Below are 13,879 nucleotides of genomic sequence, written 5' to 3'. Positions count from 1 at the left end.
TCCGACGCCAGCCCGGTCAGACGGCGAGCGCCTGCTCACTGAGCGCGACGAGGTCGTCGGCGCGCAGGTTCGGCCAGCCGTGCAGTAGCTCCCGCCACTGGGCCGGCAACGACGACGCCCCGTACAGCGCACCTGCAAGGCCACCGGCGATCGCGGCGACCGTGTCGGTGTCGTTGCCGGTGCGGACCGCGCGGACCAGGGCGTCCTCGAGCGAAGAGCTCTGGCGCACCGCGGCGTAGGCGGCCTGCAGCGCGGACACCACCCACCCGTTCGACTCCGTGAAGTCCACGGGCTGCGAGTGCTCGGCCGTGACGATCCGGTCCACCCACACTCGGCGCCGGTCGAGGTCGAGCAGGTCGATCCCGCGGAGGAGGTCGAGCTCACCGGACAGCACCGCGTGCCGGATCGCCACGCACCAAAGCACGCACGCGTCCCCCGCGTCGGACTCGTAGTGCGTCAGGTCGCTGATCGCGCGAGCCGCCGCTGCGAGCCGTTCCTCTTCGCCGACGTCACCGCGCAGGTAGGCGAGCACCAACGGTGCGGTGCGCATGAGCGACCCGTTGCCGGCGGAGCGGCCCTTGTACTCGTGCTCCTGCCGGGCCGAAGCCCGCGCGACGGAGGCGATCCGCGCCTCCAGACCGGTCAACACGTTGCGCGTCTGGATGCCGACGTCGGGCGCGTTGACCGACCACGCTGCCCAGGCGGCCACCAGGCCGTCGAGGGCTGACTCCGACGCTGGGTCGCCGCCGCGGGCGACCGTGCGGAGGATCGGAACGGCCATGCTCGTGTCGTCGGTCCACTCCCCCGGCGCCCAGCCGAAGGAGCCGCCGCCGGTCATCGTGATCGGGGTCGGCTCGGGCACTGCCGGTCGGAACTCGTACCCGGCGCCGAGGGCGTCGCCGGCGGCGGAGCCGAGGACGGCACCGACTGCTCGGTCGTGGATCTGCGGGGTGGTCATGTGGACCTCCGGATCGGGTTTGCGCGAGATTGCGTAAAACCGATCCTGCACCACTCGTCACGTTTGCGCAAGTGTGCGTAAACTCACCGGCATGACCGACGAGTACCGCGACGCGAGCGGCCGACGCCTGACGGACTACCCGCGACCCTCCGTCGCCGTGGACACCGCGGTGCTGACCGTACCCGCGGGCGGACCACTGTCCGTCGTGCAGGTCCGCGATGCCACCGAGGGCGACTGGCGACTGCCGGGGACGTTCGTGCACGAGGGTGAGCGGCTGGCTTCGGCCGTCTTGCGGTCGCTCTCCACGAAGGCGGGCGTGACGGGGCTCGCGCCGGAGCAGTTGCACGTGTTCGACGATCCGGCGCGGGACGACCGTGGGTGGGTGCTGTCGGTGGCGCACCTCGACGTGGTGCCGGCTCGTGCCCTGGACCTGGACGAGCCCCAGGTGCGACTCACGCCGGTGATCGAGGCGCGCGGGATGGTGCACGGGCACGACGACATCCTCGAGTTCGCGGTCGTTCGACTCCGGTCCGTCTACAGCGTTGCCCCGGATCCGCACGGGCTGCTCGACGAACCGTTCACGATGTCGGAGCTGCGGCAGCTGCACGAGGCGGTCCTCGGCGAGCGCCTGCTGCCGGACTCGTTCCGGCGAGCGATGCTGCCGAAGTTGACCGCGACGGACACGAAGCGAGCGGACGGGCCGGGGAAGCCAGCGACGCGGTACCGGCGGGGGTGACGGAGCCGGTCACTCGCCGGACGCACGACCGCCCGGGTTCGCGTCCGCCGCTCATCGAGTGAGCACCGCCACGCAACCAACCCACCACCCGTAACACGCAATTTACTTTCACCCCTAGCGCTCGCACACGAAAGACGCTTTCATAGCGGGATGACGATCACCGAGCGAGCCGACCGGGTCGAGCGCGCCGACGCCTTCGCCCTCGTCCGCACTCAGTCGGCCACGATGCCGTCGAGCATGCGCGCCATCGCCGACGCCGTCCTCGAGGACCCGGCGGCCGCCGCCACCACGAACGCCGCCGAACTCGCCGGCCGAGCGGGTGTCTCCCCCGCCACCGTCTCCCGATTCGCCCAGCACCTCGGCTTCGCGAACTTCGCCGGCCTGCAGCGCAGCATGACCCGGGCCGTCGAGCGCGGCATCCACGAGCGCGAGCACACCGAGATCCACGCCGGGGTCGCCGTCGACGACGACGTGGCCACCGTCATCGCGAAGGTCACCGAGGACGTCCGCGCCGTGATGGCCGACACCCGCGCCGCACTCGACCCGCACGCCCTCGAAGCCGCGGCCGCAGCCGTGAGCAGTGCCCGCCGCGTCGTCCTGTACGGCGTCGGCGCGAGCGGCATCGTCGCGCGGGACCTGCACCTCAAGCTCGAACGCATCGGCATCGTGAGCTCGATCGCCGACGACCCGCACAACGCCCTGACCCTCGCGAGCGTCATCGGTGAGCACGACGTCCTGGTGCTCGTCAGCCACTCGGGCTCCACCACCGAGACACTCGAGGTCGCCCACGCCGCCGCAGCCCAGCGCTCGACGATCGTCGCCATCACCGGCCACGCCAACGCCCCGCTCGCTACCACGGCCCACCACGTCCTGCTCGGCGTCGCCGGTGCCGAGAGCGCCCTCCGCCCCGCAGCGATGGGCAGCCGCATGAGCCAACTCGCCATCGTCGACGCCCTCTTCATCGTCGTCGCGCAGCGCACCGACGAGCGGTCCCAGCCGCTCCTCGCCCGCAGCCGCGACGCCGTCCGCACCCACCACCGGAACTGAGCACCACCATGACCACGAAGCACGACGCCCTCCGCGACGAACTCGCCGCCCTCACCACCGAGGCGACCGACCACGCACTGGACGACATCGACACGATCTCCACGCTGGAAGCCGCCCAGCGCATGAACGCCGGCGACCGCAGCGTGCCTGCGGCACTGGAGCCGTGCCTCCCGGCCATCGCCCTGGCGGCAGACTCGATCGCCGCAGCGTTCGCGCGCGGCGGCCGACTCGTCTACGTCGGCGCCGGCACGCCGGGCCGGCTCGGCGTCCTCGACGCCAGCGAGTGCCCGCCCACCTTCGGTACCGACCCGGGCCAGGTGGTGGGGCTCATCGCCGGCGGCGACGTCGCCCTGACCACCGCCGTCGAGGGCGCGGAGGACGACGAAGCAGCGGCCGTCCGCGACCTCGACGCGCTCGGCCTGACGGCCGACGACGTGGTCGTCGGGATCAGCGCGTCCGGCAGGACGCCCTACGTGATCGCAGCCATCCTGGAGGCCCGTCGCCGCTCCGCCCTGTCGGTCTCCGTCGCGTGCAACCCCGACTCGGCCGCGGGGCGGGAGGCGGACATCGCTATCGACGTCGTCGTCGGCCCCGAGTTCATCGCCGGCTCGACCCGCCTGAAGGCGGGTACCGCGCAGAAGCTCGTGCTCAACATGCTCACCACGCTCGCGATGGTGCGCAGCCACAAGACGTACGGCAACCGCATGGTCGACGTGCGGGCGACGAACGCGAAGCTCGTCGCGCGGGCCTTCTCGCTCGTGCAGGACGTCACCGGCGCTGCTTCCGCCGACGTGCAGGCGGCGCTCGAGGCCTCGGACGGCGAGGTGAAGACCGCCATCGCCGTGATCCTCACCGGTGCCTCGGCGGCTTCGGCCCGTGAGCGCCTCGTCGCTGCTTCCGGCTCGTTGCGCGCCGTGCTGTAGACCCCGTTCCCCTTTCTCCGCTTTCCTTCCGCTCGATTCCTTCCCCGAGGAGCACAGCAATGCCCGATGCACAGCAACTCGCCCAGCAGATCCTCGACTCCGTCGGTGGCTCCGCGAACATCGCCGACGTCGAGAACTGCATGACCCGACTGCGGGTCGAGGTGGCTTCTCCTGCCTCTGTCGACCTGCCGACTCTCCAAGCCACCGACGGCGTCATGGCCGCCATCGCGGCCGGCTCGAACCTGCAGATCGTGCTCGGCCCGGGTCTCGTCGACCGCGTGGCCGACCGCCTGGAGGCCCTGCGCGCGTCCGCCCCGACGGCTGCGGCTGGTGGGGCTGGTTCGTCCAGTGCCGCTGCCGCGTCGGCCGCATCCGGTGCGTCGGGTGCGTCGCCGGAGGAGCTCGCCGCTCGCGGCGCGTCGATCAAGGCCTCCGCGCGGTCCCGCTCCGACGGCCGCACGATGCGCGCGATCCGGAAGATCTCCGCGATCTTCATCCCGCTCATCCCCGCACTGATCGCCTGCGGTCTGATCGCCGGGATCAACGGCATCCTGACGAACCTGGGATGGGTGCCCGGGGTGACGCCGTTCCTCGGCGTGCTCTCGTCCGGGTTCCTGTCCCTGCTTGCCGTGTTCGTCGGGATGAACGCCGCGAAGGAGTTCGGTGGCACGCCCATCCTCGGTGGCGCGGTCGGCGGCATCATCGTCGCGGCCGGTGTCGCGAACGTCACCGTGTTCGGCGAGACCCTGGCTCCCGGGCAGGGCGGTGTGCTCGGTGCACTGGCCGGTGGCATCCTCGCCGCCTACGTCGAGCGCTTCATGCGCCGAGTCACGCCGGACGTCATCGCGCTCATCGTGGTGCCGACCGTCACCGTGCTCGTGGCCGGTTCGATCACCCTCGGCGTGCTCATGTCCGTCGCCGGAGTCGTCTCCGTCGCGATCGGGACCGCGGCGACCTGGCTGCTCGCGAACGGCGGAGCCTTCGCCGGCTTCGTGCTCGGAGGCCTCTTCCTGCCGCTCGTCATGACCGGGATGCACCAGGGGCTCATCCCGATCCACACCACGCTGATCGACCAGACCGGGTGGACCGTGCTGCTGCCCGTGCTGGCGATGGGTGGGGCTGGGCAGATCGGTGCGTGCATCGCGCTGTGGGTGCGGTTCCGGTCGAACGCTTCGCTGGTGCGGACCATCCGTGGTGCACTACCGGCTGGGTTCCTCGGCGTCGGTGAGCCCCTGATCTACGGCGTGACGCTCCCCCTCGGGCGGCCGTTCATCACCGCGTGCATCGGTGGGGCGTTCGGCGGCGGGGTCGTCGGGCTGTTCGACCAGCTCGGGCACTCCGTCGGGGCGATCGCAATCGGGGCGTCGGACCTGTCGCTCATCCCGCTGCTGAACGGCTCGTCCGGGTACGGATGGGCGTTGCTCGGGTACGGGTCGGGGCTCGTTGTGGCGTACATCGTGGGGTTCGTGGCGACGCTGTTGTTCGGGGTGTCCGCGTCTGTGCGGGCCGACCTCGAGGCGCAGTCCGCTCCCGGGGCGCCGCTCGACGTGCTGTCATCAGCTGAGCCTGGGGATGCGACTGATGCTCCGGTGACTGCTGATGCCGATGCCGATGCAGATGCAGATGCAGATGCAGATGCAGATGCAGATGCAGATGCAGACCTTGTGTCAGGCTCCGGGGCTCCGACGCCGCGCTGATCTGGCTGGGCGCAAGTGCGTACCCGGCGCATTCACCGCTGGCCGGTTCGATTTCCGAGGCTGCCCCGGCCGCGGGTGCGTCGCTCGCGTTCGCCTCGTGCACATTGCGGAGGACTCCCCGCTGCCCCCGGAGCTACCGCGCCGGCGGCGATCATGTTCGCCCTCCTGGCCGCCGACTTGTCGACCGCCGCCCGCCCAGATGGCGCCCGGCGACCGGGCAATTCGCGGTGGGAGTTCCTGCCGTGGACCGGAGCGGTGCGTCTGAGGATCGACTTGAACTGCCCGCCCCTGAGACCCACTCGATCGCTTCCGTTCTTCCGAGAGCGCTCAACGCGGGCACGTTCCGACCTCGAGCCATCCGCCGGCCTCGACGTCGAATGCACGCACAACTCTCGCTCGAGGGACTGGCTGATCTCTCGTCGTCCTCGCGGTCGCGGTCGCGGCGAATGATGCGTTCGCTCGTTACGAAGGTTGACCAGTCGGCGCATTCTTCGCGGGCAATGCGAAGCGATCTGGGCCGATCGACGAGGGGCTGCGAGCGGTCGAGCAGCAGCGGAACCCGCCGCCTCTGTTCGAGGCGCCGTCGCTTGCGACCGCTGGTGCGGACGGCAATCACGTGGGCGACCCGGCGCTGACAGATCACGCGGGTCGGAGCTCGAATCGTACGACGGGACCACATCGTCGTGCTCGACGGCACCGGCGCCCCATTGTGCACGCGTCGATCTTCGAAGCACTGAACGTCCCAGTCGGGAACCACTCCGGTGCCGCCAAGACCATGGTCCGGCTGAAGCACTCGCGGGAGAGGTTCGCCGGGCTCCCGCCGAGATCGGCGTCAGCGGAGCCCCGCATATAGGACGTCCTACCGCTTCGACCGCGGGCGCAGAACTAGCACCGCCTCCGCTACGTCTCTGTGCGCCACACGTCCACCCAACGACGATGCATTTGCCCCGAGCGAGCTATGACGACCGTCGAGGAGCTGGATGTTCACATCGAACTGTTCCGCCGCAAGGGTCGCTAAAGTTGCCGCGCTCTGACCGTTTGAGCACAAATGATTCGGAAATGTGAGAATCGCTGTCGCTCCGGACTTGCGCAGGCTTTCAAAAAGCGCTGCAAATGCGGCTGTCGAATGCCGCCTTGAACTGAACGCAGACGTGAAACGCAAGGAGAGCTCCGGAGCCCTTCCGGAACCGCTGACGCTCGGCCAGCCACCGACCGCCATTCCTTCCAAAACATGATAGAAACGACTGTACTGCACCTCGGAATAGGGCGGATCGCAGAATACAACCGCACCGCGCAAGTCCGCATCATTCAGAAACTCCTCCGCGGTAGTCTTCGCCGCACATCCCTGACGTCTTGGCACCACAGCGGTGAGGTCCTCGATGTACCGGCGGACGCGGGCTAAGGGGTCAATACGCCAAGCCGCGACAATATGGGGCAGCGCCGTAGTAGTGGGCTGGAACGGTTGAGCCGTGTGCCCGGGTGCCGCGGCACAGTCAGACGCAGTAGCGAGTAGAGCTGCCAGCAGCACGTCTCGTTCGTTCGGAGAGGTAGGAAGCGCGTCATACAGCCCATCGAAGACCGAAGCCTGGTGGGGCGAGAAGTAATGACCTGCATAAGACGCGCGGCCCTCGGCCTCGAGGTCGGCCCGGGGATCGCGGCCGTCCGAGGCGTCCGGCCAGCGCAACCCCGGCGCCACGGTGCCACTCCCCTGCAGGACCCGGTGTGCCCTGCGGATGTGGGTCCCCGCCAGGTGCGCGCCCACCGCAGCTTGCAGCGTGGTCTCACGGACGTCCATGGTCGCTCCCCAGCCGGATGAGTGACCGTTCTGCACCGGCCCACGCGATGAGCGCCGGGTCGTGGGTCGCCACGACGACAGCGCTGCCCGATGCACGCAGCGCGTCGAGACCGCTGCGGACGCGCGCCGCGCTCTCGGTGTCGAGCGACGCGGTGGGCTCGTCGGCGAGGACGAGTCGTGGCCGCTGCGCCAGCACTCGTGCGACGGCCACTCGCTGCTGTTCGCCGCCGCTCATCGTCCCAGCACGAGCATCCCGCCGACCACCGAGCCCGACGATCAGCAGCGCCTCGTCGATCCGATCGCTGCGTGCCGCCCGGGTGACGCCACGGGGCCGCAGCACCCGCAGGTTCTGGGCAACGGTCCACTCCGGCACGACGGCGTGGTCCTGCACGACGAGGCCGATGGTGTCTCGGCGCAGTCCACGCCGCTCCCCCTCGCTCGCCGTGTGCAGGTCAGTGCCGTCGACGACGACCCGACCCCGCGGCGGTCGTTCCAACCCGGCGAGGCAGCGGAGCATCGTGCTCTTCCCCTGTCCGGACGGTCCGCGCAGGGCAAGGGCCTGTCCGGCGCCGAGCTGGAACGTGATGTCGTTCCAGAGCGTCCGCCCGGCGATGTCGTAGCCGATCCCCTCGATGCTGAGTCGCTGGTGCTCGGTCATCGGCGTGGCCTCTCTCGGTGGTGTGTGGCGGCGAGCAGGACGGACAGCGCGACTGCGGTGAGCACGCCGACTGCCCCGGCCGTGCTGGCAGCGAGCAAGGCGCCGCTGCCGGCACCGGTGCCGTCGTCGCCGACGAGTATGGTCACGGCGGTGGTCCCGGCGGCGATGCCGCTCGCGACGAGCACGAACCGCGCGTGCTGCACCGCGGGATGCCGGCCGACCAGGAATCGCAGCCGTGCTGCTCGTCGATGCCGCGTCCGGTGATCGGCGATCAGGGTGGCGGCAGCGAACAGGATCGCGAGCACCGTCCCGGTCGAAGCGGCGAGGATGACGGCGCGGGATGTCCGGACGGCTGCGAGCGCTCGTTCGAGCACGGCACCGACTCGGTTGATCTGCGTGACGACGTCGAGCAGGTCAGCGTCCGTGAGTTGCTGGACGAGCGCGGTCCGGTCGGCGAACCGGACCTCGCCGTTCCGGGTCGCGGTGCCGAGTCGGTTCGGCGGCAGGTCCCGCACGTCGGTCACCACGATGACGGGCACGTCCGCGCCGGTGGTGGTGCGTGGCAGCACCCAATCGATCCAGCGGTCAGCGGCGGCGACGATCGGTGCGGTCGATCCGACGACCTCGGTGTGGATCGGGACGACTCGGGGCGCTTGGTCGTCGTCCACCTCCCAGCCGTCGTCGAAGCTCTCCCGCACGCCGTCGGCGATCGCGTCGATGTCGGTCGCCATCGACTCGGGGACCAGCACGGTGACACCGTCACGGTCGTCCCCGACCAGCTGCTCCGCCCGGTCTCCGGCGACCAGCAGCGCGTCCTGCATGAACGTCGTCTGCGCCAGCTCGGCGGTGCCGGTGGCGAGGGCAGCCAGCGCAACGCGCCCGAACGCGTCCTCGTCGGCGATTGAGGCCATCCCGACGCCCAGGACCACGTCGTCGCCGTCGGCGGCCTCGGAACGCAGCGATCGCTCGAGCTCGGAGGCCGTCCGCCCCTGCTCGACGAGGCCACTCGTGCTCACGGTCAGGATGCTGACGAGTGCGACACCGCACAGTGCCACGACGGTCGGGCGCCAGACCGGGGCCGCGAGGCTCGTCCACCTGCGGCGGCCGACGACGGAGCAGACGACGTGGAGTCCGACGACACCGACGAAGGCGGCGGGGACCATCACTCCGGCGAGCCCGACGCTGAACGACCAGATCGTCGGCGATGCCCCGCGGACGAGCAAGTAGACGGCGAGCGCCCCACACACCACCAGGGAACAGACGACGAGCAGCCCCGCTGTCTCGAGGGCTTCACGAGCGGCGATGCGCCTCGGTGACCATCCGGCGAGTCCGCGGAGCCGCTGTCGGCTGTCCCGCCGGTCCGACTCCGCGACCACGGCGATGACGACTCCGAGCGCGATGCACGCCACGATCGCCAGGACGCCGGGCTGCCCGATCACCGCTGGTGCCAGTACGCGGACCGTCGGGGTCGCGTCGACGAACTCGAACCCCGCAGTGCGCAATGCGTCGAGGAAGGCACCGACTTGCACGGCCGATCCGTCGACCGCGTACGACCAGACGATGACGGCGTCACCGATGTCGCTCGCCGGCCGGTCGACGACGTTTCCCCAGAACACCGGCGCTGGGACGGAGCCGGCGAACGAGTACGCGGTGACGGTGCTCGGCGCGCCGGAACGATCCGGCACGACGAGGGCGAGCGATACGTCGTGGTCCTCGGCCAGTTCCGTGAGCTGCTGGATGTGCTCCTGCTTGGTCGGACCGAGCGGCAGGTCGACCATGTCGATCGTCGTCCGGCCGGTGAGGTACCCGCTCGCCTCACCACTCCCGACCACGAACACGATCAAGCCGACGAGCAGGAGCGGTACGGCCGCCACCGCGAGGACGGTGGCGGCCGCGAAGTTCCGGATCAGTAGATCGCCCAGAAGGCCTGGTTGCCCCACAGTGCTTTCGGGCGGCTCGCGCCGGCGATCTTGCCCTTCGCGATCCGTCCCGACGACTTGGTCACGCCGGAGGACTTGACCGAGGTGCTGTGGGTGTACCGACGGTTGTCGTAGGCGGAGACGACCTGGTGGCCGATCACGCCGTACGACCACGTGCCGCCGCCGACGACGGTCGTGGCGTCGGTACCGAGGTCGTCGGCGGACGCGCTGCCGCCACTGGCGGTTGCGTCATCCGGAGCAGCCTGTGCGACACCGGCGCCGAGGACACCGCACAGCGTTGCCGCCGCGATGACGGCCGAGAGCTTTCCGAAGCGCTTCATGGAAGGGCCTTTCTGCTGGGGAACGGGGGCCGCGTCGGCCCCGCACCGAGCCAAGCAGAGCGGCGCCAGAATCTGAAGTTCCGGATATCTCGAATACGACATGCTTGCGCCCTTCCCACGCCATCCCCCGATCGGAGGATGCAGCACCACCGCCCCCACCGATGCCCCGCGGCGCCCCACCGGCCAGGCTGGACCCATGCCCGAGTCCCCCGCCATCGAGGTCCAGCACCTCAGCAAGCAGTACGCCACCGGCAAGGTCGCCGTCGACGACGTCAGCTTCGTCATCCAGCCCGGCGAGACCTTCGCCCTCCTCGGCCCGAACGGCGCCGGCAAGTCCACGACGGTCGAGATCCTCGAGGGGTACCGCTCCCGCACCACCGGCGAGGTCCGCGTCCTCGGTCACGACCCCGCACACACAAGCCGCAGCCACAACGCACGCATCGGCATCGTCCTGCAGACCAGCGCCGAGTCCCCGAACGTCACCGTTGCCGAGCAGCTGAACCACTTCGCGACGCTGTACCCGAAGCACCGCAGCACCGAGGAACTCCTCGCGGCCGTCGGGTTGACCGACCAGCGCAACACCCGCATCGCCCGACTCTCCGGTGGCCAGCGCCGCCGCGTCGACGTCGCCCTCGGCATCATCGGCCGCCCCGAGGTCCTGTTCCTCGACGAACCGACCACGGGCTTCGACCCCGAGGCCCGCCGCCAGTTCTGGGACCTCCTGCGCCAGGTGCAGTCCGAGGGCACGACGATCCTGCTCACCACGCACTACCTCGACGAGGCCGCCCAGCTCGCCGACCGGGCAGCGGTGATCGCGGACGGGAAGCTGCTCGACATCGCCCCGATCGACGAGATCGGCGGCGCCGCAGCACGCACACCACGAGTCCGCTGGCGCGATGACGCCGGCGACCTGCACGACGAGCGGACGACCGACCCGACCGCGCTCGTCCGCAGCAGCACCACGGCCATGCACGACCTCGAAGTCATCCGCCCGTCCCTCGAGGACGTCTACCTCGGAATGGTGGGCCAGCAGTGAACACCGCGACCAGCCGCATCTCCTACGAGATCCGCTCCTACTTCCGCGCCCCCGACGCCGTCTTCTTCACGTTCCTCTTCCCGATCATCATGTTGGCGCTGTTCTCGGTGGCGTTCGCGGACGCCGACCCGATCCGCGCCGTCGCCAGCAACGGGCGACCGGTCAGCGTCGACTACGCCACCTACTACCTGCCCGGCCTGGTCGCGACGGGCATCCTGCTCTCCGGCACCCAGTCCCTCGGCGTCGACATCGCGACCGAACGCAGCGACGGCACGCTCAAGCGCCTCGGCGGCACACCCCTGCCGGTCCTGAGCTACTTCGTCGGCAAGATCGGCATGGTCCTCGTCACCACCATCGTGCAGACGGCGCTGCTGCTCGGGATCGCGAGCCTGGTGTTCGGCGTCGACCTGCCGACCGACGCGAGCAACTGGGGCGTCTTCGCGGGCGTGATGGTCCTCGGCATCGCCACCAGCTGCGTCCTCGGCATCGCGATCTCGGCGCTCCCCCGCGAGGGCCGCCGCGCCACCGCCACGATCGTCCCCATCGTCCTGGTCCTGCAGTTCATCTCCGGCGTCTATCTCCCCTTCACGCAGCTGCCGGACTGGCTGCAGAACGTCGCGTCCGTCTTCCCCCTGCGCTGGATGGCGTCCGGCATGCGGTCCGTCTTCCTGCCCGACGCGTTCGCGTCCGCCGAGCCGGGAGGCGCGTGGCACCTCGCCCTCGGAACGCTCGTGTTGGTCGCGTGGCTGGTCGGGGGCACGGTGGCCTGCGCCCTCACCTTCCGCTGGAACCGCAAGGACGCCTGATGGGGCCTGTGGAGAACCGCTCCGCGGTCCTGCATCGATGGGATGCTGTGGTCATGAGCGGCGAGACGTGGGTGCGCAACCGGTGGTTGCACGTGTTCTTCGCGGGCACGATGCTCCTCACCGCCGTGATCACCGCGCTCGGCTGGTCCCCGTGGTCGACCCGCTGGCCCGCGTACCTCGCAGTCGCAATACTCGTCGTGGCGTACATCGGGTACGGGCACCGCGGCTACGACAGCCCCCGAGCCGCCGCCGCGTTCCTGCCGCTCGTCATCGCCGCCGCCCTGGTGCTGCCGGCCGTCGTCCCGAGCACCGCGTTCGTGCAGTGCATCGTGTTCCCGCTCGTGTGGGTGCAGACGGAGCGCGTCCGCACCGCGGTCCTGCTGTCCATCGCCGTCGGGCTCGCGAGCGGCATCGGCCTGCAACTGTCGAGCGGCCCGGACGCGCTGGTCAGCACCCTGCTCATCGAGGGCATCAGCGTGATCGGCGCCTGTGCGATGGGCGTGTGGATCTCGAGCGTCGCCGGCCTGTCCGAGGAGCGCCGCCAGCTCGTCGAGGAACTCCGCGCCACCCAGCAGTCCCTCGCCGACGCGAACCGCACGGCGGGCGTCGCGAGCGAACGGGAGCGTCTGGCCCGCGAGATCCACGACACCGTCGCGCAGAACCTCGCCGGGATCGTCATGCTCACCGAACGGGCCCGCGGCGACCTGGCGAACGACCGCTCCGACGCGCTGGAAGAACGACTCACCGTCCTCGAGGAGTCCGCCCGCGCCGCCCTCGAGGAATCGCGCACTCTCGTCGCAGCCGGAGCCGCCGGCATGACCCGCGACAGCCTCGCCGGCGCCCTCCACCGTCTCGCCGAACGGCACACCCGCGAAACGGGGACGCTGGTCACGGTCGACGCCGCGTCCGACTGCGTGCTGGACCGTGATGCGCAGGTGGTCCTGCTGCGGGTCGCGCAAGAGGCCCTCTCGAACGTCCGCGCCCACGCTGGCTCAGCCTCCGTGCAGGTCCGTCTGTTCCCCGATGAAGGGCACACGGTGCTGCGGATCACCGACGACGGCACCGGGTTCGACCCCGAGCAGCCCACCGCCGGGCACGGTCTGCGCGGGTTGCGGGAGCGCCTCGCCCTCGCTGGCGGTACCTGCACGATCACGAGCGCCCTGGGCCGGGGCACCGTCGTCGAAGCAACCCTGCCCACCGGAGCCGCACCGGGCCTCCCGTCCGCCGTTCGCCACCCCGTGGCGGAGGCGAGCCGGTGATCCGCGTCGTGGTCGCCGACGACCACCCCATCGTCCGCTCGGGCATCGTCGCGCTGTTGCAGGACGCCGACGACATCGACGTGGTGGGCCAGGCCAGCGACGGCCGAGCAGCGGTGTCCGTCGTGCTGGCCGAGCGCCCCGACGTCGTGCTGATGGACCTCCGGATGCCGGAGCTCGACGGCGATGCGGCGACGGCGGAGATCCTCGCGGCCGAGCCGGGCGTCCGCGTCCTGATCCTGACGACGTACGAGTCCGACGACCAGATCCTCGCGGCGATCGAGGCCGGGGCCACCGGCTACCTGCTCAAGGCGGCCCCGGAGTCCGAGATCCTCGCCGGGGTGCGGGCGACGGCGCGGGGCGAGACGGCACTGGCCCCTTCGGCTGCCGCTGCGCTGGTCCGACGAGCAACGGGTTCGTCGGCCGTGGCTGCTGGCCCGTCGTTGACCCCGCGCGAACTCGAGGTCCTGCAGCTCGTCGCCCAGGGCAACTCGAACCCGGCGATCGGCCGCGCCCTGTTCCTCAGCGAGACGACGGTGAAGACGCACCTCGGGCACGTGTTCGAGAAGCTCGGCGTCAACGACCGCACCCGTGCCGTGACCCGCGCGATGGAGCTCCGCCTGCTCCCCTGATCCCCCGGTGCGCCGGTCATCGGGAGCGGGTGTACCGTCGGGTAGTCAGCATGCTGATCATCTGAGAGGACACGC

General features: G+C 70.5%; 13 protein-coding genes. 8 read left to right on the top strand and 5 right to left on the bottom strand.

Annotation, left to right across the window (positions count from 1 at the left end; genetic code table 11):
• Positions 1-16: 16 nt before the first annotated feature.
• Complete coding sequence (locus ITJ69_RS15705; RefSeq protein WP_194673270.1) at positions 17-958, bottom strand: ADP-ribosylglycohydrolase family protein; 942 nt, start codon at positions 956-958, stop codon at positions 17-19.
• A 91-nt stretch (positions 959-1,049) separates the two neighbouring features.
• Between ITJ69_RS15705 and ITJ69_RS15700 the strand changes: the two genes are divergently transcribed.
• The 4 genes from ITJ69_RS15700 (at position 1,050) to ITJ69_RS15685 (ending at position 5,361) form a co-directional block, all read left to right on the top strand.
• Positions 1,050-1,694, top strand: a complete 645-nt coding sequence (locus ITJ69_RS15700; RefSeq protein WP_194673269.1) for an NUDIX hydrolase — start codon at positions 1,050-1,052, stop codon at positions 1,692-1,694.
• A 150-nt stretch (positions 1,695-1,844) separates the two neighbouring features.
• Positions 1,845-2,741, top strand: a complete 897-nt coding sequence (locus ITJ69_RS15695; protein WP_131879086.1) for a MurR/RpiR family transcriptional regulator — start codon at positions 1,845-1,847, stop codon at positions 2,739-2,741.
• A gap of 8 nt (positions 2,742-2,749) precedes the next feature.
• A complete protein-coding gene (gene murQ / locus ITJ69_RS15690) occupies positions 2,750-3,664 on the top strand; it encodes an N-acetylmuramic acid 6-phosphate etherase (protein WP_194673268.1) in 915 nt (304 codons plus the stop codon).
• Between the two features lie 59 nt (positions 3,665-3,723).
• Positions 3,724-5,361 carry a PTS transporter subunit EIIC gene (locus ITJ69_RS15685; protein ID WP_194673267.1) on the top strand — a complete coding sequence of 546 codons (1,638 nt, stop codon included), beginning with the start codon at positions 3,724-3,726 and terminating at the stop codon, positions 5,359-5,361.
• An 859-nt stretch (positions 5,362-6,220) separates the two neighbouring features.
• Here the strand turns inward: ITJ69_RS15685 and ITJ69_RS15680 are convergent.
• Genes ITJ69_RS15680 through ITJ69_RS15665 form a run of 4 tightly spaced genes read right to left on the bottom strand, consistent with a single transcriptional unit; the run spans position 6,221 to position 10,074 of the window.
• The gene (locus ITJ69_RS15680; protein ID WP_194673266.1) at positions 6,221-7,156 is read right to left on the bottom strand and encodes a DNA adenine methylase; all 936 of its coding nucleotides are present in this window, start codon (positions 7,154-7,156) and stop codon (positions 6,221-6,223) included.
• Complete coding sequence (locus tag ITJ69_RS15675) at positions 7,143-7,814, bottom strand: ABC transporter ATP-binding protein (RefSeq protein WP_194673265.1); 672 nt, start codon at positions 7,812-7,814, stop codon at positions 7,143-7,145. Before ITJ69_RS15675 ends, ITJ69_RS15680 begins: the two co-directional genes overlap by 14 nt.
• Entirely contained in the window at positions 7,811-9,688 is a 1,878-nt protein-coding gene (locus ITJ69_RS15670) for a hypothetical protein (protein WP_194673264.1), read from the bottom strand. The genes ITJ69_RS15675 and ITJ69_RS15670 overlap by 4 nt, the downstream gene beginning before the upstream one ends.
• Before the next feature lie 32 nt (positions 9,689-9,720).
• A complete protein-coding gene (locus ITJ69_RS15665) occupies positions 9,721-10,074 on the bottom strand; it encodes a lactococcin 972 family bacteriocin (RefSeq protein ID WP_166673462.1) in 354 nt (117 codons plus the stop codon).
• A 196-nt stretch (positions 10,075-10,270) separates the two neighbouring features.
• On the opposite strand from ITJ69_RS15665, the gene ITJ69_RS15660 reads away from it, so the two are divergent.
• From ITJ69_RS15660 to ITJ69_RS15645, 4 genes are read left to right on the top strand one after another with little or no spacing between them, the layout of a single operon-like run.
• Positions 10,271-11,110 (top strand): ABC transporter ATP-binding protein, encoded by an 840-nt coding sequence (locus ITJ69_RS15660; protein WP_194673263.1) that lies wholly within the window; start codon positions 10,271-10,273, stop codon positions 11,108-11,110.
• Complete coding sequence (locus ITJ69_RS15655; RefSeq protein WP_194673262.1) at positions 11,107-11,916, top strand: ABC transporter permease; 810 nt, start codon at positions 11,107-11,109, stop codon at positions 11,914-11,916. The genes ITJ69_RS15660 and ITJ69_RS15655 overlap by 4 nt, the downstream gene beginning before the upstream one ends.
• Before the next feature lie 53 nt (positions 11,917-11,969).
• The gene (locus ITJ69_RS21025) at positions 11,970-13,175 is read left to right on the top strand and encodes a histidine kinase (RefSeq protein WP_194673261.1); all 1,206 of its coding nucleotides are present in this window, start codon (positions 11,970-11,972) and stop codon (positions 13,173-13,175) included.
• On the top strand, positions 13,172-13,804 hold the full coding sequence (locus ITJ69_RS15645) for a response regulator transcription factor (protein ID WP_123340278.1): 633 nt from the start codon (positions 13,172-13,174) through the stop codon (positions 13,802-13,804). Before ITJ69_RS21025 ends, ITJ69_RS15645 begins: the two co-directional genes overlap by 4 nt.
• Positions 13,805-13,879 lie beyond the last annotated feature (75 nt).

This window comes from Curtobacterium sp. VKM Ac-2887 (assembly GCF_015350935.1).
GTDB lineage: Bacteria > Actinomycetota > Actinomycetes > Actinomycetales > Microbacteriaceae > Curtobacterium.
Note: the sequence above shows the minus strand (reverse complement) of the source record. Positions and strands in the feature narration are given on the sequence as shown.

Excerpts from the sequence above, each read along its gene's own strand:
- ITJ69_RS15705 (WP_194673270.1), bottom strand. The coding sequence starts at position 958 with ATGACCACCCCGCAGATCCACGACCGAGCAGTCGGTGCCGTCCTCGGC.
- ITJ69_RS15700 (WP_194673269.1), top strand. The coding sequence starts at position 1,050 with ATGACCGACGAGTACCGCGACGCGAGCGGCCGACGCCTGACGGACTAC.
- ITJ69_RS15695 (WP_131879086.1), top strand. The coding sequence starts at position 1,845 with ATGACGATCACCGAGCGAGCCGACCGGGTCGAGCGCGCCGACGCCTTC.
- murQ (WP_194673268.1), top strand. The coding sequence starts at position 2,750 with ATGACCACGAAGCACGACGCCCTCCGCGACGAACTCGCCGCCCTCACC.
- ITJ69_RS15685 (WP_194673267.1), top strand. The coding sequence starts at position 3,724 with ATGCCCGATGCACAGCAACTCGCCCAGCAGATCCTCGACTCCGTCGGT.
- ITJ69_RS15680 (WP_194673266.1), bottom strand. The coding sequence starts at position 7,156 with ATGGACGTCCGTGAGACCACGCTGCAAGCTGCGGTGGGCGCGCACCTG.
- ITJ69_RS15675 (WP_194673265.1), bottom strand. The coding sequence starts at position 7,814 with ATGACCGAGCACCAGCGACTCAGCATCGAGGGGATCGGCTACGACATC.
- ITJ69_RS15665 (WP_166673462.1), bottom strand. The coding sequence starts at position 10,074 with ATGAAGCGCTTCGGAAAGCTCTCGGCCGTCATCGCGGCGGCAACGCTG.
- ITJ69_RS15660 (WP_194673263.1), top strand. The coding sequence starts at position 10,271 with ATGCCCGAGTCCCCCGCCATCGAGGTCCAGCACCTCAGCAAGCAGTAC.
- ITJ69_RS21025 (WP_194673261.1), top strand. The coding sequence starts at position 11,970 with ATGAGCGGCGAGACGTGGGTGCGCAACCGGTGGTTGCACGTGTTCTTC.